Below are 15,851 nucleotides of genomic sequence, written 5' to 3' on the forward strand. Positions count from 1 at the left end.
TTATTTCTACCCGCTGGTTGTCATCTCCAGAGCCCCATTTGGCTAGACAGCGGGGCGTCAATGCAACTCCAGGCGTCTTCGCCTCCCCTGCCCTAAAGTCCGCGATACGGCTCGCTGTGCGGGCGACTCCGCGACAACGTCGTCGAAAGAGCAACAAGGCTGTCACCGGCGATATTCTTGGCAAGATGCTGGCAACCTGTAGCACCGAGAGCTTGCGAGACATCCGTGATCGGGCAATCCTGATGGTCGCTTTCGCCTCGGGCGGTCGGCGCCGCAGCGAGATTGCCGCCATGCGCGTCGAACAGTTGACGGTCGAGCCATTGATCGACGTTCCAGAAGGCTCTCCCCTCCCCTCGCTTTCGATCCATCTCGGCCGCACGAAGACATCTGGCGCCGAGCATGACGAGGTCGTTTATCTCACCGGCCGACCCGTCAATGCCCTGAATGCCTGGCTTGCGGCAGCCAGGATCGACAAGGGTAGCATATTCCGAAAAGTCGATCGCTGGGGCAATCTCTCCAAGCGGCCGCTCGAGCCCAGCGCGGTCAATGCGATCGTCAAGCAGCGGGCTGAAATGGCCGGGCTCGAGCCTGGGGAGTTTTCGGCACACGGGCTGCGATCAGGATATCTGACGGAAGCCGCCAATCGCGGCATTCCGCTGCCTGAAGCTATGGAGCAGTCGCGGCATCGATCTGTCCAGCAGGCATCCAGCTATTACAACAGCGCGACCAGACGAACGGGACGAGCTGCGCGTCTGATTAGCTAGACCGGTCCACCCGCGCTCGGTGTATGTTCGATCGCCTCATGACTTTATGCAGCGTTCGCCCCTGCCCTGGCGAAAATCGCTGCCTCGACGACAGCGAGCAGCCCTGGAAACCGTTCGTCGAGCTCACGTCGCCGAAGCGCATTCATATGCGACACCCCTTCATTGCGCGTCCAGACAAGGCCTGCTTCCCGTAACACCCGAAAGTGGTGAGATACGCTCGACTTGGGTCTGCCGCCATCGAGCGCACTGCAGCTGGCTTCTTCCGTGCGGCAAAGTTTCTGCACGATCTCAAGACGCACCGGATCACTCAGCGCGTAGAACACTTGTTCGATGCTGATCTCATGCATGGCCGGATGTTTCATGACTCTCATAGGACGTCCTCTAGCATCAAACCAACCATATTGCTATTGTTCTATTGTATTCGAACTAACGAAGCGATAGACCAGCCCGAAATTCCACTGGAGAACATCAATGCCAAAGCTTTTTGATCCTTTCAGCCTTAAGGGCATCACTCTGCGCAATCGCATCGCGGCCTCGCCCATGTGTCAATATATGGCGACGGATGGCGTGGTTTCCGATTGGCACCTTCCTCACTATGCCGGCCTGGCGCGCGGTGGCGCAGGACTGGTTGTCCTCGAGGCGACCGCTGTTTCGAAAGAAGGACGCATCACCCCTGGCGACCTTGGAATCTGGAACGACGCGCAGGCAGATGCACTTCGCCCGATAGTTCAGGCCATCAAAGCTGCCGGGGCTACGCCGGGTATCCAGATTGCCCATGCGGGCCGTAAGGCCAGTGCAAATCGTCCTTGGGAAGGTGATGACCATATTGTCGATGGAGACGCACGTGGTTGGGAGACGATAGCGCCGTCGGCAATCGCCTTTGGTGGGGACCTCGGTAAGGTTCCGACCGAGATGACGAAGGCAGACATACTGCGCGTACAGCAGGATTTTGTTGACGCCGCCGAACGCGCACGCGACGCTGGATTTGAATGGCTGATGCTTCACTTTGCGCACGGCTATCTCGCGCAGAGCTTCTTCTCCATCCATTCCAACCAGAGAGAAGACGAATATGGCGGAAGCGCAGAAAACCGCGGCCGCTTCCTACTGGAGACACTCGCAGCGGTCCGAAAAGTCTGGCCCGAGGACCGACCGCTGACAGCCCGTTTCGGCGTCATCGAGTTTGACGGACGCGACGAAGAAACGCTCAAGGAATCGATTGCTCTGGTCAGCCGCTTCAAGGATGCGGGTCTCGATGCCATCGATGTCAGCGTCGGGTTCTCCACACCGACGGCGCAGATCCCATGGGGTCCAAATTTCCTGGCCGAGACAGCCGCGCGCGTCCATAGCGAAACCGGTCTTCCGACGGCGACGAGTTGGTTCATCAGCGATCCCGAGCAGGCCGATGCACTCGTCCAGAGCGGCAAGACGGATCTCGTGATGCTTGCCCGGCCGCTGCTTGCCAATCCGCATTGGCCTTATGCCGCAGCAAAAACGCTCGGCGTGGAAGATCCTGCTTGGGCAACTCTGCCGGCACCCTACGCCCACTGGTTAGCACGCTACCGCACGAGCTGATCACCAAGGCGATAAACGCATGCCCCGTATCAATGAAGTCGCGGAGCATGCGGCACAAACATCGTCCGTTGCTACTATCCATTCGTATAGCACATTCGAATGAATAGCCCCGAGTTTCGTAGACACCCTCCGGTTACGTTTTCTGCTGCTTTTCGAACTCGACGGGCGACAGCATCCCGTTTCTGACATGTTTGCGCTTCGGGTTGTAGAACATCTCGATATAGTCGAACACGTCCTGCTTGGCTTCGTCTCTTGAGCGATAGACCTTTCGGCGTATCCGCTCCCGCTTCAACAGATTGAAGAAGCTCTCAGCGACGGCATTGTCATGGCAGTTGCCCCGTCGGCTCATCGAATGAACCAGATTGTGGTGCTTCAGGAACGCTGCCCAGTCCATACTGGTGAATTGTGATCCCTGATCCGAATGCACCAGAACCTTTTCCTTTGGCTTTCGCCTCCAGACAGCCATCAGCAACGCCTGCAGCACGACATCCGTTGTCTGACGGCTCTGCATCGACCAGCCGATAACAGGGCGGGAATAGAGATCGATCACCACCGCGAGATAGGTGAAGCCTTCGTTGGTCCGGATGTAGGTGATGTCCGTGACCCACGCCTTGTCCGGACCAGCAACGTCGAATTGACGGTCCAGAGTGTTGTCGATGACAATGGAAGGCCTGCCGCCATAAACTCCGGGACGGCGCTTGTAGCCGATCTGAGCCTTTATCCCGGCAATCCGCGTCAGACGCGCAACCCGGTTGGGGCAGCATGTCTCGCCGTGATCGAGCAGGTCGTCATGAAGCTTGCGATACCCGTAGACCTTGCCGCTCTCTTCCCAAGCCGTCTGGAGCAGATTGATCTGCCGCTTGTCCTCAGCTCAAGGGAACCCGAAGCCAGGCATAAAACCCGCTGGGATGGATGCGGAACAGGCGACACATCATTCGCACCCAGAACCGCTGTTGATGCTGGGCAACGAACGCGTACTTCACTCATTGCCCGGCAGACGATGTTTACATCGTCGAGAGGGGTACATCCCTGGCGAAATACGCGGTCACTTTTTTTAATATGTCGCGCTCTTCCGTGACCCGCGCCAGTTCTTTTTTAAGCTGCCTGATCTCTTCGGACTGGTCGTTACCCTGGTTGGCACACACTAAGGAGAACTTCTTCTTCCACTCATAAAGCGAGTGCGGGCTCACACCCTGCCGCTGCGAAACCTCCGCAACCGGATAGACCCGTTCCGTGATCTGACACACTGCGTCGCGCTTAAACTCTTCACTGAAATTCGATTTGCTCATGGTGATCTTCATGCCTCAAAATTAGGAAAGAAGGCGTCTACAAATCTCGGGGCTATTCACTGAATAGTCAAATCTGCAGACTCGACTGTCCCCGGCGACGCCAGGTAACATCCGCTTTGACGCCTGATCCTTAACCAGAAATGATCTCGCATCTTTTGTCGACCCGGCAGTAGGCTTCACCGACGATGGGTTCTGCCGCCCAATCCAGCATGATAGCGGCTTGGATACGCCGCTCATCGGATGGAGCGATTTGAGCGGAAGACTCTAGTCGTCGACTGGGCGACGCACGCCATTACCGAAAAAGCGATAATCTACGCCTTTCAGTATGTCGTCATCGCCCCGGCTCCGCCCGCTGTCATCGCACCATAGGAGCCGCACATTGTGACCCAACGCCGGCTAAGTGCCGACTGAAGTCTTCGAAGCGCATGACTGATCCCTCTAGCCTCATGGCAGCAACTTATCAATACGGCTCTGCTTGTGGCCGTTGACGATGGCAGTGAGCGTGGCGGTCAGATAAGCCAGCGGATCGACGGCATTGGGCTCGCAGGTCTCGATGAGCGAGGCGATGGTCGCCCAGTTCTCCGCCCCGGCATCATGTCCGGCAAAAAGCGCATTCTTTCTATTGAGAGCAATCGGCCGGATGGTTCGTTCGACGCTATTGTTGTAGATCTCGATGCCGCCGTTCGTCAGGGCTAGCTTCAGTCAATCCCAGTATTTGGCGATGTGGGCCATAGCCTCGCCGAGGGGGCTTGGTTGATACCCGTGCGCGGTGCTTCACAAGCCAGGTATGCATGTCGGCGACCAGGAGCGCTGATCGCTCCTGCAGTCCATCAAGACGAGCCTGCGGATGAAGGGCGCGCAGTTCGGCCTCGATGCGACACAGTCTCTGATCTGTTCGACGCCGTCCTCGGCCATCGGTGCTGAACCGTTGTGGGTGATATCCACCAGCTTGCGCCGAGTATGCCCAACGATGCTCCCAAGCCGCGACAACAGATTCTCTAAGGACGCTCGGCGCCTGTAGACCAGAGGTGACTACAGGCTTTCCTGCGACACAGCGCGTCTCAGTTCCATATTTTCCGAGACGTCACTTGCTTGGTTTGAGATCCCTCACTCCTTTGATTCAAGTATGCTTTTAAGTTTGGGTCATTTTGCAGTGACTTTTGGGACAAAAAGGTATGATTTCCTATCGCTGAAACTCCTTAGAGACATAGGTATCGGAAAAGAGTTAGGACATTTTGGTTGCATTCCTACAGCTCCACAGCAATCGGCCCCCAAGCACCAGCATTGAGCGCAGCACCGATGGTCTCTATCACCGGTACTGCTTTGAGGGTTCAAACAACGCGACCGAGCCGGTGGTACAGGTTCGAGTATTTTACCGCCTCCGGCTGCTCCTTGATTTCCTGCAAATAGTGACTGATCGCGACCCGGATGAGTTCGAAGTCCTGGTTTGAGAAGACGGCTCTCGATCGTTCGGGTTGTGACGTCTTGGTCTCAGTATTTGTCGACATTTCAGCTCCTCCGTTGAAGGTGTACCTCGAGGGAGCATCGCTCCTTCGAGGCGTATGATCCTGCAGCTCAAGCTGCAAACTGGTTCATCGTATTGTGCTCTCCAGCCGCCTTCAGCGCCGCATCGCCACCAAAATATTCCTTGTGATCGTCGCCCAGATCCGAACCGGCCATATTCTGGTGCTTCACCGCTGCGATCCCCTGGCGAATTTCCTGCCGCTGAACGCCGGCGACGTAGCCAAGCATTCCCTGATCGCCGAAGTAATCCTTCGCAAGATTGTCGGTCGAAAGCGCCGCAGTGTGGTAGGTCGGCAGCGTGATCAGATGATGGAAGATGCCTGCTCGCTTTGCCGCGTCACGCTGAAATGTCCGGATGCGCTCATCAGCTTCTTTGCCGAGTTCCGTACCGTCGTAGTCGACGCTCATGAGCTTCGCACGGTCATACTCCGAAACGTCCCTACCCTGCTCGACCCACGCGTCAAAGACCTGCTGCCGAAAGTTCAGCGTCCAGTTGAAGGAAGGCGAGTTGTTATAGACGAGCTTCGCGTTCGGAACGACATCGCGGATGCGGTCGACCATCCCGGCGATCTGCTCGATGTGCGGTTTCTCGGTCTCGATCCAGAGAAGGTCCGCGCCGTTCTGAAGCGCATTGATGCAATCGAGCACGCAACGATCGGCACCCGTGCCGGGTCGGAACTGGTAGAGGTTCGAGCGGAGGCGCTTCGGACGAAGAACCTTGTCGCCACGGGTCAGCAGGACGTCACCGTTCGATCGCTGGCCCGCGCCGACCTCTTCGCAATCCAGAAACGAATTGTACTGGTCGCCGATATCGCCTTCGGAGACCGAAAAGGCGATCTGTTTGGTCAACCCCGCACCCAGTGAATCCGTGCGAGCCACGATGACGCCGTCGTCCACTCCCATCTCGAGAAAGGCGTAGCGCAACGCACGGATCTTCGCGACAAAGTCTTCATGAGGGACGGTAACTTTACCATCCTGATGGCCACACTGCTTCTCGTCGGAGACCTGGTTTTCGATCTGAAGAGCGCAGGCCCCTGCCTCGATCATTTTCTTGGCGAGCAGGTAGGTCGCTTCGGCATTGCCGAACCCGGCATCAATATCGGCTATGACCGGGACGACGTGCGTTTGGAAATCATCGATCGCGGAGGTAAGCTGCCGTTCCTTGACAGCATCGCCTGCCTCCCGGGCTTTGTCGATTTGCCGGAATAGGTCACCAAGTTCACGAGCATCGGCTTGCCGCAGGAACGTGTAAAGCTCGTTGATCAATGCCGGTACGGTCGTCTTCTCGTGCATCGACTGGTCTGGCAGAGGCCCGAATTCCGAGCGCAATGCGGCGACCATCCAGCCGGAGAGGTAAAGGTAGCGCCGCTCCGTGCTTTTAAAATGCTTTTTGATCGATATGATCTTCTGCTGACCGATGAACCCATGCCAGCACCCGAGCGACTGCGTGTACTTGGACGGGTCGTTATCATACGCGTCCATGTCTCGCCGCATGACCTTGGCGGTGTATTTGGCGATGTCGAGGCCGGTCTTGAACCGGTTCTGAAGCCTCATCCTCGCAACGGCCTCGGGTGTCATTCCAGTCCAGCATTCATTCCCACCTATCAGGTGCTCGGCTTCTTCGAGTAGTTTTTGATACGACATGAGACCCTCCAATGTTTCTGTCCATGGGACGATAACAGTCGGTAAGGCCATGGCGAGCCACACTGAAGTCAAGCTGTCAAACTTTACAGAAGTTCTTCGTAATGCTGTAATGCTTGTATGGATAATCGTGTTTACCTTGGGCCGCGCTTGCGAAGACTTCGCCGGGACTTGGGCCTGAAGCAGGTAGAGATGGCGAGCGACCTCGACATCTCGCCATCCTATGTCGCGCTGATGGAACGCAATCAGCGCCCGGTGACAGCTGAAATACTGCTGCGCCTCGCCAAGGCGTATAAGATCGATTTTAGCGAATTTACCGCTGACTCAGGCCAGGATCTTGTCGCGCAGTTACGGCTTGCAGCACGAGACGCGATCTTCACTGACATCGATTTGAATGCGGTCGATATCGCGGATATCGCACACAGCTTTCCCGGGTTTGCTGAAGCGCTGCTGCGACTTTACACGGCATACAAAGAGGAGCAGTTCGCTTTAGCCGACCGGCGCCAACACACGACAAACGACGGACGCCCGTTTGAAGGGGATTCCATCGCCGCCGTCAGAAGCTTTCTAGCCGCCCGAAAGAACTTCTTCCCGATTTTGGACACGCTGTCGGAAAAGCTGGCGGGCCGGGTAAGCCAAGGCGGCGGTTTGCCAGCCTTCCTCCAGAACGAGCACGGGTTTAAAGTCCGAAGGCTTCCCACAGAGGTGATGTCAGGATCCCTCCGGCGACTTGACTGGCATCGCAAAGAACTGCTGCTCAACGAAGCTCTGGATCATTCAAGCCAGAATTTCCAGATGGCGCAGCAGCTCGCCTACCTTGAGTTTGAGAACGAGATTGCAAGCACCGTTGCCGAAGGGAATTTCGAATCGCAGAATTCGGAGCGGCTTGCTCATCGAGCCATCGCTGCCTATTGCGCGGGGGCAATCCTCATGCCGTATGCTGCCTTTGCCAAAGCTGTGGAGGCTCGCCGATACGATATAGACTCATTAGCCCGTTTCTTCGGGACGAGCTTCGAGCAGACTGCGCACCGGCTCACGACGCTCCAGAAGCCCGGACACGAGAGAGTTCCCTTCTTCTTCATTAAGGTCGACGTTGCCGGAAACGTCTCCAAGAGACTGAACAGCGGCGCCTTTCCCTTTGCACGACACGGCGGCGGCTGTCCGTTGTGGACGGTCCATCAGGTATTTACCTCTCCAAGGCGGGTCGTGACACAATGGATGGAGCTGCCTGATGGCCAAAGGTTCTTCTCGATAGCTCGAACCGTGCACTCGGGCGGTGGCAGCCACGGCTTTCCGAGCGTCGACCGAGCGATCGCGATCGTCTGTGAGGCTCGATATGCAGACCGGCTTGTCTACGCGTCCGAGCATCCTCAGACACATAAGCCGACGCCTATCGGCATTGCGTGCCAGCTCTGTCAGCGCACAGAATGCACTTCGCGTGCCGAACCGCCGATTGGACGGCAGGTACTTCCGGACAACTATCGGAGGACGGAGGCTCCGTTTGGGTTCTCCGACGCGTAGCCCGACTGAGGACGCCTACGATCCGCTCGACATGAGTAAGAAGGGTAATGGCGCTTTGCAAACTAACGGATGCTGTGAACGTGTCGGCGAGCCGGGCATCCTAACTCGAAGGCTTTCCAACCCTGCTGAACACGGGCTCAGCAGGGCCTTTTTGACAATTGGGTTGGTCCTACAAACCCATTGACAGGCCGGAGCAGCTCTCAGCCGGAACGCCTACTTCTTGGCGAAGGCCAGACCCGGATCGCCCTGTTTCTCGAAGGTCTGAATTTCCTTGTTGAAGTATTTGCCGTCTGCGCCTTTCTCAACGCTGCGCAGATAGATGTTCTGGGTGATGTGCCGGCTGGCCGGATCGATCGTGACGGGTCCACGCGGACTGGTCCATGACAGGCCTTTGACGGCCTCGACGGCCTTGGCCGCATCCTGCTTGCCGCCGGTTGCCTCGATCATTTTTGCGATGACATGCATGCCATCGAATGCGCCGACGGCCGGGAAGGAAAGTTCGGCGGGGTTGCCTATCGCCTTCTGCGCTGCTTCGACAAAAGCCTTGTTTTCGGCCGAGTCATGCGACACCGCGTAGTGAAAACTGGTGGTGAGGCCAAGGCCGGCTTCGCCCAGAGCCGGCAGATCGGATTCCTGCGTCAGATCGCCCGTCGCAAAGAACTTGATCCCCGCGGCCTTGAGGCCGGTGTCGTTATACGCTTTGACAAAGGCAAGCGTCGGCGGGCCCGATGGCAGGAAGGTGAACAGTCCCTGTGCGCCGGAATCCTTGATCCGCTGCATCAGGGGTGCGAAATCCGTTGTCGAAAGCGGCATCCGGATGGATTCGACAACCTGCCCGCCCTCTTTCTCGAACGCTGTTTTGAAAGCCGTCTCGGCATCGGCGCCTGGGCCGTAATCGCTGACCAGCGTGATCGTCTTGGTAACGCCGCCGTCCTTGGCGACCTTGGCGAGCGGCGTGGCAGTTTGCCAGGTGGTAAACGAGGTGCGCACCACATAAGGGCTCGCGTTCACGATTGCGGACGTGGCGGCGTTCATGACAACCATCGGCACATTGCCCTGCTGCAGCATGGGGGCCGCCGCCATCGCGTCTGGCGTGAAATAATATCCGGCGAGATACTGGACCTTCTCGCGAACGATCAGCTCCTGCGACATCGCTTTGGACTTGGCGGGATCGGCGGTCGGCACGTCGCGATAGACCACCTCGATCTCGTTATCGCCAACCTTCTTGCCGTTCAGGGCAAAGAAGGCATCGATACCGGCTTTGAAGTTTTTTCCCTGCAGCGCGAATGGGCCCGAGAAGGGACCGACGACGCCGACCTTGATGGTCTCGGCATAGCTGGCTCCCGACATCAGCGTCAGTGCGAAAACAGTTGAAATCAGCGTCTTCATTAGGCTCTCCCGTGCCATGTGTCGCATCGCCTCCCGATGTAACGTTGCGAGAAGATTGCATGCGGTGCTGCAATGTAAAACCGAAATCGGCGTGTCAGCCGATTGCTATTCGTCAAATATCGCGCGGGGCATCGCGGCCGAGCGCGGTGATGTTGAAAGCGAGCTCGCCGGCCAGCCGCAGGCCCGCACCCGCCGCCATTACGATATGCGGCAGGACCAGCCATTCCAGCGTCCAGGCAGCGCCCGAGCGTTCCTGCTCGTGGACCATGGCGAGTTGCATGCCGGAAAGCTGGACCGCAGTGTAGCGCGAAAGAGCGACAAGCGCTTCGGCCGCCACCGGGTTCTGCTTGTGCGCCATGGCCGATGAGGCACCACCGCCAGACAGTGTTATCTCGCCCCCCATTTGCTCGAGAAGAGCGATATCCTGTCCGAATTTGCCGAGGCTTCCAGAAATTGTCGCAAGGATGCCGGCGAACTCGGCAAGCCTTCCTCTCTGGCTCTGCCATTGCGGCGCATCGGCAAGGCCGAGCTCGGCGGCCATCATGGCGCGCACTTGAGCCGCGTGATCACCCAGTTTTTCCAGCGTGCCGACGGCACCGCCAAACTGCAGCGCAAAGCCATCCTCGGCAAAGGCGGCAAGTAGATGTTTCTGGCGGATAAGCGGATGGCGCCAGGCATCCACGCGGTCCGATACCTTGATCGGCAAAGCCGCCTGCATGCGCGTATGCCCCATCATCGCGCGGGAACCGTGCGCCCGGTCAACTTCACCGAACCGCTCGGCCAAATCCTGCAGTCGCCCCGACAGAAGGGTGGCGACCGATTTCAGGCGCAGCATCAGGGCGGTGTCGATCACGTCCTGGCTTGTCGCGCCGAAATGAACATGCGGGGCCGCCTCCCCACCGATCGCGCTGCGCAGCTGTCGGACCAACTCCGGCACGACGACACCGTCGCGGCCTGTCGCCTGCTTCAACTTGGCCATATCGGGCGAAAACGACGCGCATGCCGCAGCGATCGCCTTCGCGGATGCATCCGGTATCAGACCGCTTTTTGCCTGCGCGGTGGCGAGAGCCGCTTCGAACGCCAGCATCGCCGTGATCTCGGCCTCTGGAGACAGAAGCCTTGAGACCTCCTCATCGCCGAGCAGACCGGACAGGAAGGGATGTTCGAATGCGGAAACGGTCATGCCAGAATTGTCACCTTGCTGGTCTTTCTCGAAAGTAGCCGTCAGATATCGAAGAATATCGTTTCCTTGTCACCCTGGAGATGGATGTCGAAGCGAACCGTATCACCGTCCCGCTGCCCGATCAGGGTCGGCACCCGCACGCGATGCTCGATGCGGGCAAGGACCGGATCCTCCGTATTGGCGGTTTCCTCGTCGGAGAAATACATCCGCGTCTGCAGGCCAAGATTGATGCCACGCGCCACGATCCAGAACGTGACATGAGGCGCCATCAGCCGGCCGTCCCGGAACGGCACCCGCCCGGGCTTGATCGTTTCGAACGCGAACTCGCCGGTTGCCATATCGCCGGGACAACGGCCCCACCCCGGGAAATTGGGATCGGCTGCACCGCGCGTTTCCGACGGGCTGTTGTAGATCCCGTCCGCGTCGGCCTGCCAGATCTCGATCAGCGCATCCTTCAGCGGTGCGCCGGCACCGTCATAGACAAAACCCCTGATGGTGATCCGTTCGCCCTTGGTCTTGTCGCTGGCCATCGGCCCGGACCCAAGATCTTGGTCGTAGATGCCTTCAAGGCCTGCGAAATTCGGCGTGCAACCGATATGCACGTAAGGCCCGGCGGTCTGTGATGGCGTTTCCTTGAGGTAGTTCAGCGGCTGCGCCATGATCAATTGCCTTCCAGACGATTTTCGAAAAGGGTCGAGCGGCGCCCGCGCAGGATGATATCAAACTTGTAGGCCCGCAGATCGTGCGGGATCGAGGCATTCATGTCGAGCGGTGCGATCAGGCTTTCGATCGCGTGCCGGTCCGGGATCGTCTTGACGATCGGGCAGAGCCAGATCATCGGATCGCCCTCGAAATACATCTGGGTGATCAGGCGCTGGGCAAAACCGTGCCCGAATACCGAGAAATGGATATGCGCCGGACGCCAGTCGTTGACGCCGTTCGGCCAGGGATAGGGACCGGGCTTTATCGTCCGGAAACAGTAATAGCCCTCTGCATCCGCGATCGCCCGGCCGAAACCGCCGAAATTGGGATCGAGCGGTGCAAGATAGCTTTCCTTCTTGTGGCGATAGCGTCCGCCGGCATTGGCCTGCCAGAATTCGACAAGAGCCCCCGCAACGCCCCTGCCCCGTTCATCGAGCACACGGCCATAGACCATGATGCGCTCGCCGATCGCGGATTCACCGGGCTTGGCGTAGTTGACGATCAGGTCGTTATCGAATTCGCCGAGAATGTTGTGACCGAACACCGGCCCGGTGATTTCGCTGCGCGTGCCTTCGAGCGAGATCAGCGCCCGCTGCGGCGAGCGCAAGACCGAGGTCTTGTAGCCGGGCGTGTATGCCGGAGGGTGCCTCTCCCGGTCTCGGGCAAAGAAGGGTGTCGTTTCTGGTGGTGCGTTGCTCATTTCTGCTCCTCCGCAGCAGGCTTAGCCGCATCGATTTCGGCATAGGTGGCCTTGGCGATCTTGAAAGCGTGGTTGGCGGCGGGCACGCCGGCGTAGATCGCCACATGCATCAGCGCCTCGCAGATATCGTCGCGCGTCGCTCCCGTATTGGCCGTGGCGCGGATATGCATCGCCAACTCTTCATCATGGCCGAGTGCGGCCAGAAGCGCGATCGTCACCATCGACCGTTCCCGCTTCGACCATTGGTCCCGCGACCAGACCGAGCCCCAGGCGCCTTCGGTGATCAACTGCTGGAACGGCTGGTCGAACGGCGTCTCGTTGGCAAGAGCACGGTCCACATGCGCCTCGCCGAGAACCGAGCGGCGCGTCGCCAGTCCCTGCTTGTAGCGTTCCGACGGGATGGAAGCTTCTGCCATGTCGTTCAGGACTCCAGTTCTTCGAGAAAGCCGCGGACCAATGCCGCGTAGGCGCCAGGCGCTTCGATGCAGGGTATATGCGCCGTGCCTTCGATGACTTCATAGCGTGCACCGGGAATGAGATCCGCAAGCGACCGCACCAGTTCGGGCGGGGTCGATCCATCTTGATCGCCTGCGATGCAAAGCGTCGGCACCGCGATCCGGGCTGCCTGCTCCGTGTAATCCGCCTTGCTGATCGCAGCACATGTGCCGCTGTAGCCGAGGGCGGGTTGGCGCACCAGCATGTTGCAATAGGCCTTGTAGGCGGCATTTCCGGGCTCGCGGAATGCTGCGGTGAACCATCGCTGCATGACAGGTTCGAGAATGCTGCCGATCCCGTTTTGCTCGACGGCGCCGATACGGTCAGCCCACATCTGCGGTGTCCCGATCTTGTGCGCCGTGTTGGAAAGGATCAGCGCGCGAACGAGATCCGGCCGCGACACGTAGAGGCTCTGGGCAATCAATCCACCCACGGAAAGGCCGCAGACGATGACATCGGACAGGCCGAGATGATCGAGCAGGGCTGCAAGTTCGCCGGAGAGATCCTCTATGGAATAAGGGGGATTTCCGAGATCCGACAATCCGTGACCACGCTTGTCATAGGTGAGAACCGTATAGTCACCCGCCAGCTTAGGGATGACGTGATGCCAGATGCGGCTATCCGTGCCGAGCGAGTTGACGAGCACCACGACCGGCCGGCCATCTCCCGCCCAGTCGATGTCATAGTGAACTGTGACGCCGCCAAGATCGACAAACTGCATGAACCAAATCCTCCCGGGCATAGTGTTCGCACTGGCATGCGGTTAAGTAAAATGATAATTTCTGCCGATTGCTTAACCCATGGGTTATGAATTTGGACAATCTCAAGATCAAGTTCCGCCACCTGCAGACCTTTGTCGAGGTCGCCCGGCAGAAGAGTGTCGTGCAGGCCTCCAAGGTGCTGAATGTCAGCCAGCCGGCGGTGACGAAGACCATTCGCGAGATGGAGGAGGCGCTTGGCGTGACGGTGTTCGAGCGCGAAGGCCGCGGTCTGCGCTTGACGCGATCAGGGGAAGTGTTTCTGCGCCACGCCGGAACCACGCTCGCCTCCTTGAAGAGGGGCATGGATGCCGTCTCCACCACCCGCTTTGGTGACACAATGCCGCTGCGGATCGGCGCGCTCCCGACGGTCGCCAGCAACATCATGCCGCTGGCAATGACGCTTTTCCTTGCCGAGAATGCAGGCGGCCAGGTCAAGATCGTGACGGGCGAGAATGCCGTCCTGATGGAACAGCTACGCCTCGGCGATCTCGATCTGGTGGTGGGACGGCTTGCGGCGCCCGAGAAAATGGCGGGGCTGAGCTTCGAGCATCTCTATTCGGAACAGGTCGTGTTTGCGGTCCGCACCGGGCATCGACTGTTCGAGGCGAAACAGTCGCTCTTTGAGACGCTCGGTCATTTCCCGATCCTGATGCCGACGCGCGGATCGATCATTCGGCCCGTCGTCGAGCAGTTTCTGATCACCCACGGCATTACCGATCTCCCGGTCCAGATCGAGACGGTTTCCGATACGTTCGGTCGCGCCTTCGTCCAGACCAGCGACGCTATCTGGATCATCTCCCACGGCGTTGTCGCGGCCGATATCGCCCACGGCCTGCTGGCAACGCTGCCCATCGACACGGCGGAGACGAAGGGTCCGGTGGGGCTGACCCTCAAGGCCGAGGCCGGCGTCCCTGCGCCGCTCGATATTCTGATGCAGACGATCCGCCAGGCGGCGCGCGACATTGCAGGGGCGGCGGGCAAACGCGATTGACGACCGCAGATCACCGTGATCGAACGGACGAATAAAGGCATGAGGGAGCGTGGAATGCAGGATCGGGAATTGTTGGAGGCGATGTTCCGCGCAGCGGTAAAGGCAGCCGATCCTCTAACCGGCATCAGCCGGCACCTGCCTGAGCCGCCACAGAACGGCCGTACCGTCGTCGTTGGCGCCGGCAAGGGTGCAGCCCAGATGGCAGCAGCGCTGGAAACGATATGGCTCGGCGAGCTCTCAGGCGTCGTCGTCACCCGTTACGGCTACGGGTGCGAAACACGGTTGATCGAGGTTCTGGAGGCGTCTCACCCTGTGCCCGATGCGGCCGGTCTCGCCGCTGCGGTGAAGATCATGGAAACGGTCTCTAATCTGACGGAACGGGATCTGTTGATTGCACTGGTCTGCGGCGGCGGGTCTGCCCTTCTGCCGGCGCCACCGGAGGGACTGACGCTCGATGACGAGATCGCGCTCAACGAGACCCTGCTGGCATCGGGCGCGCCGATTTCAGCGATGAACGTTGTCCGCAAGCATCTGTCGACGATCAAGGGTGGCCGTCTTGCGGCAGCAACCCAGGCCAGGGTCGTCAGCCTGATCGTCTCCGACATCCCCGGCGACAATCCGGCCTTTGTCGCGTCCGGCCCGACAATCCCCGATGAAAGCACGCGGCACGATGCCTTGGCCATCGTCGAAAACTACGGACTCAATCTCACGCGGGCCATGATGGCGCATCTGACGTCGCCCGCGGCCGATGCTCCGGATCCTTCAGACCCGGTTTTCGCCCGGAACGAGCATCACGTCATCGCCTCGGCCGGCGTTTCGCTGCAGGCCGCCGCCGAGATAGCGCTGGCACACGGCCTGACGCCGCATATCCTGTCGGATTCCATCGAAGGTGAAGCGCGCGATGTGGCGCTCGTTCATGCAGCGATTGCGCGGGAAATTGCAAAGCACGACCGGCCGTTCGCCAAGCCTGCCGTGCTTCTCTCAGGTGGCGAGACGACTGTGACGCTGCGCTCCGACGGCGGACGTGGCGGACGCAACGGCGAATTCGCACTGGCCCTTGCGCTCGCGATCGACGGCCTCGAGATCACTGCGCTCGCAGCCGATACGGATGGGATCGACGGCTCCGAAAACAACGCCGGCGCCTTTTGCGACGGCAGCACGACAAGGCGACTGATCGCGGCCGGACAGGATGGACGCGCGCTTCTGTCACGCAACGACAGCTATACCGGCTTCGAAGCGACCGGTGACCTGTTCGTCACCGGCCCGACGGGCACGAATGTCAACGATTTCAGGGCGATCCTGATCCGGTAATCCGGCTG

Annotated in this window: 13 protein-coding genes and 3 pseudogenes; 5 read left to right on the top strand and 11 right to left on the bottom strand. The window is 59.2% G+C overall.

What is annotated here, in order from left to right; all coding sequences use genetic code 11:
* Positions 1-71 precede the first annotated feature (71 nt).
* Positions 72-764, top strand: a pseudogene (locus ACQY1K_RS21155) (site-specific integrase); the annotation flags it as partial.
* A gap of 44 nt (positions 765-808) precedes the next feature.
* Here the strand turns inward: ACQY1K_RS21155 and ACQY1K_RS21160 are convergent.
* On the bottom strand, positions 809-1,126 hold the full coding sequence (locus tag ACQY1K_RS21160) for an ArsR/SmtB family transcription factor (RefSeq protein ID WP_430259252.1): 318 nt from the start codon (positions 1,124-1,126) through the stop codon (positions 809-811).
* 109 nt (positions 1,127-1,235) lie between these two features.
* On the opposite strand from ACQY1K_RS21160, the gene ACQY1K_RS21165 reads away from it, so the two are divergent.
* Positions 1,236-2,336, top strand: a complete 1,101-nt coding sequence (locus ACQY1K_RS21165; protein WP_430259254.1) for an NADH:flavin oxidoreductase/NADH oxidase — start codon at positions 1,236-1,238, stop codon at positions 2,334-2,336.
* Between the two features lie 133 nt (positions 2,337-2,469).
* On the opposite strand, the pseudogene ACQY1K_RS21170 reads toward ACQY1K_RS21165, so the two are convergent.
* The 4 genes and pseudogenes from ACQY1K_RS21170 to ACQY1K_RS21185 all read right to left on the bottom strand — a co-directional run bounded on the left by ACQY1K_RS21170 (position 2,470) and on the right by ACQY1K_RS21185 (position 6,793).
* Positions 2,470-3,625: pseudogene (locus ACQY1K_RS21170) on the bottom strand (IS3 family transposase).
* Positions 3,626-4,069: 444 nt separating this feature from the next.
* Positions 4,070-4,588, bottom strand: a pseudogene (locus tag ACQY1K_RS21175) (IS66 family transposase); the annotation flags it as partial.
* Positions 4,589-4,956: 368 nt separating this feature from the next.
* Positions 4,957-5,133: a hypothetical protein gene (locus ACQY1K_RS21180; protein ID WP_174197375.1), complete on the bottom strand. Its 177-nt coding sequence runs from the start codon at positions 5,131-5,133 to the stop codon at positions 4,957-4,959.
* Positions 5,134-5,200: 67 nt separating this feature from the next.
* The gene (locus ACQY1K_RS21185; RefSeq protein ID WP_430259256.1) at positions 5,201-6,793 is read right to left on the bottom strand and encodes an isocitrate lyase; all 1,593 of its coding nucleotides are present in this window, start codon (positions 6,791-6,793) and stop codon (positions 5,201-5,203) included.
* A 117-nt stretch (positions 6,794-6,910) separates the two neighbouring features.
* On the opposite strand from ACQY1K_RS21185, the gene ACQY1K_RS21190 reads away from it, so the two are divergent.
* Positions 6,911-8,311, top strand: a complete 1,401-nt coding sequence (locus ACQY1K_RS21190) for a helix-turn-helix domain-containing protein (protein ID WP_430259258.1) — start codon at positions 6,911-6,913, stop codon at positions 8,309-8,311.
* Between the two features lie 213 nt (positions 8,312-8,524).
* Here ACQY1K_RS21190 and ACQY1K_RS21195 read toward each other — a convergent pair whose 3' ends face one another.
* The 6 genes from ACQY1K_RS21195 to pcaD all read right to left on the bottom strand — a co-directional run bounded on the left by ACQY1K_RS21195 (position 8,525) and on the right by pcaD (position 13,501).
* The gene (locus tag ACQY1K_RS21195; RefSeq protein WP_430259260.1) at positions 8,525-9,700 is read right to left on the bottom strand and encodes an ABC transporter substrate-binding protein; all 1,176 of its coding nucleotides are present in this window, start codon (positions 9,698-9,700) and stop codon (positions 8,525-8,527) included.
* A gap of 112 nt (positions 9,701-9,812) precedes the next feature.
* Complete coding sequence (locus ACQY1K_RS21200) at positions 9,813-10,883, bottom strand: 3-carboxy-cis,cis-muconate cycloisomerase (RefSeq protein WP_430259262.1); 1,071 nt, start codon at positions 10,881-10,883, stop codon at positions 9,813-9,815.
* A 41-nt stretch (positions 10,884-10,924) separates the two neighbouring features.
* Positions 10,925-11,542 carry a protocatechuate 3,4-dioxygenase subunit alpha gene (gene pcaG / locus ACQY1K_RS21205; RefSeq protein ID WP_430259264.1) on the bottom strand — a complete coding sequence of 206 codons (618 nt, stop codon included), beginning with the start codon at positions 11,540-11,542 and terminating at the stop codon, positions 10,925-10,927.
* Positions 11,543-11,544: 2 nt separating this feature from the next.
* Positions 11,545-12,285: a protocatechuate 3,4-dioxygenase subunit beta gene (gene pcaH / locus ACQY1K_RS21210; RefSeq protein WP_062454428.1), complete on the bottom strand. Its 741-nt coding sequence runs from the start codon at positions 12,283-12,285 to the stop codon at positions 11,545-11,547.
* The gene (gene pcaC / locus ACQY1K_RS21215; protein ID WP_430259266.1) at positions 12,282-12,701 is read right to left on the bottom strand and encodes a 4-carboxymuconolactone decarboxylase; all 420 of its coding nucleotides are present in this window, start codon (positions 12,699-12,701) and stop codon (positions 12,282-12,284) included. The genes pcaH and pcaC overlap by 4 nt, the downstream gene beginning before the upstream one ends.
* Before the next feature lie 5 nt (positions 12,702-12,706).
* Positions 12,707-13,501: a 3-oxoadipate enol-lactonase gene (pcaD, locus tag ACQY1K_RS21220; protein ID WP_430249554.1), complete on the bottom strand. Its 795-nt coding sequence runs from the start codon at positions 13,499-13,501 to the stop codon at positions 12,707-12,709.
* 86 nt (positions 13,502-13,587) lie between these two features.
* Here pcaD and pcaQ point away from each other — a divergent pair, with 86 nt between their 5' ends.
* Both pcaQ and ACQY1K_RS21230 read left to right on the top strand, forming a co-directional pair.
* Positions 13,588-14,532, top strand: a complete 945-nt coding sequence (pcaQ, locus tag ACQY1K_RS21225; RefSeq protein WP_430259268.1) for a pca operon transcription factor PcaQ — start codon at positions 13,588-13,590, stop codon at positions 14,530-14,532.
* A 54-nt stretch (positions 14,533-14,586) separates the two neighbouring features.
* Positions 14,587-15,843 (top strand): glycerate kinase type-2 family protein, encoded by a 1,257-nt coding sequence (locus ACQY1K_RS21230; RefSeq protein ID WP_430259270.1) that lies wholly within the window; start codon positions 14,587-14,589, stop codon positions 15,841-15,843.
* The last annotated feature ends 8 nt before the right edge of the window (positions 15,844-15,851 follow it).

The sequence above is a fragment of the Neorhizobium sp. IRS_2294 genome (genome assembly GCF_050500145.1).
GTDB classification, from domain to species: domain Bacteria; phylum Pseudomonadota; class Alphaproteobacteria; order Rhizobiales; family Rhizobiaceae; genus Neorhizobium; species Neorhizobium soli.

What these genes read in the sequence shown, in the direction of transcription:
- ACQY1K_RS21160 (WP_430259252.1), bottom strand. Translation starts at nt 1,126, where the DNA reads ATGAAACATCCGGCCATGCATGAGATCAGCATCGAACAAGTGTTCTAC.
- ACQY1K_RS21165 (WP_430259254.1), top strand. Translation starts at nt 1,236, where the DNA reads ATGCCAAAGCTTTTTGATCCTTTCAGCCTTAAGGGCATCACTCTGCGC.
- ACQY1K_RS21180 (WP_174197375.1), bottom strand. Translation starts at nt 5,133, where the DNA reads ATGTCGACAAATACTGAGACCAAGACGTCACAACCCGAACGATCGAGA.
- ACQY1K_RS21185 (WP_430259256.1), bottom strand. Translation starts at nt 6,793, where the DNA reads ATGTCGTATCAAAAACTACTCGAAGAAGCCGAGCACCTGATAGGTGGG.
- ACQY1K_RS21190 (WP_430259258.1), top strand. Translation starts at nt 6,911, where the DNA reads ATGGATAATCGTGTTTACCTTGGGCCGCGCTTGCGAAGACTTCGCCGG.
- ACQY1K_RS21195 (WP_430259260.1), bottom strand. Translation starts at nt 9,700, where the DNA reads ATGAAGACGCTGATTTCAACTGTTTTCGCACTGACGCTGATGTCGGGA.
- ACQY1K_RS21200 (WP_430259262.1), bottom strand. Translation starts at nt 10,883, where the DNA reads ATGACCGTTTCCGCATTCGAACATCCCTTCCTGTCCGGTCTGCTCGGC.
- pcaG (WP_430259264.1), bottom strand. Translation starts at nt 11,542, where the DNA reads ATGGCGCAGCCGCTGAACTACCTCAAGGAAACGCCATCACAGACCGCC.
- pcaH (WP_062454428.1), bottom strand. Translation starts at nt 12,285, where the DNA reads ATGAGCAACGCACCACCAGAAACGACACCCTTCTTTGCCCGAGACCGG.
- pcaC (WP_430259266.1), bottom strand. Translation starts at nt 12,701, where the DNA reads ATGGCAGAAGCTTCCATCCCGTCGGAACGCTACAAGCAGGGACTGGCG.
- pcaD (WP_430249554.1), bottom strand. Translation starts at nt 13,501, where the DNA reads ATGCAGTTTGTCGATCTTGGCGGCGTCACAGTTCACTATGACATCGAC.
- pcaQ (WP_430259268.1), top strand. Translation starts at nt 13,588, where the DNA reads ATGAATTTGGACAATCTCAAGATCAAGTTCCGCCACCTGCAGACCTTT.
- ACQY1K_RS21230 (WP_430259270.1), top strand. Translation starts at nt 14,587, where the DNA reads ATGCAGGATCGGGAATTGTTGGAGGCGATGTTCCGCGCAGCGGTAAAG.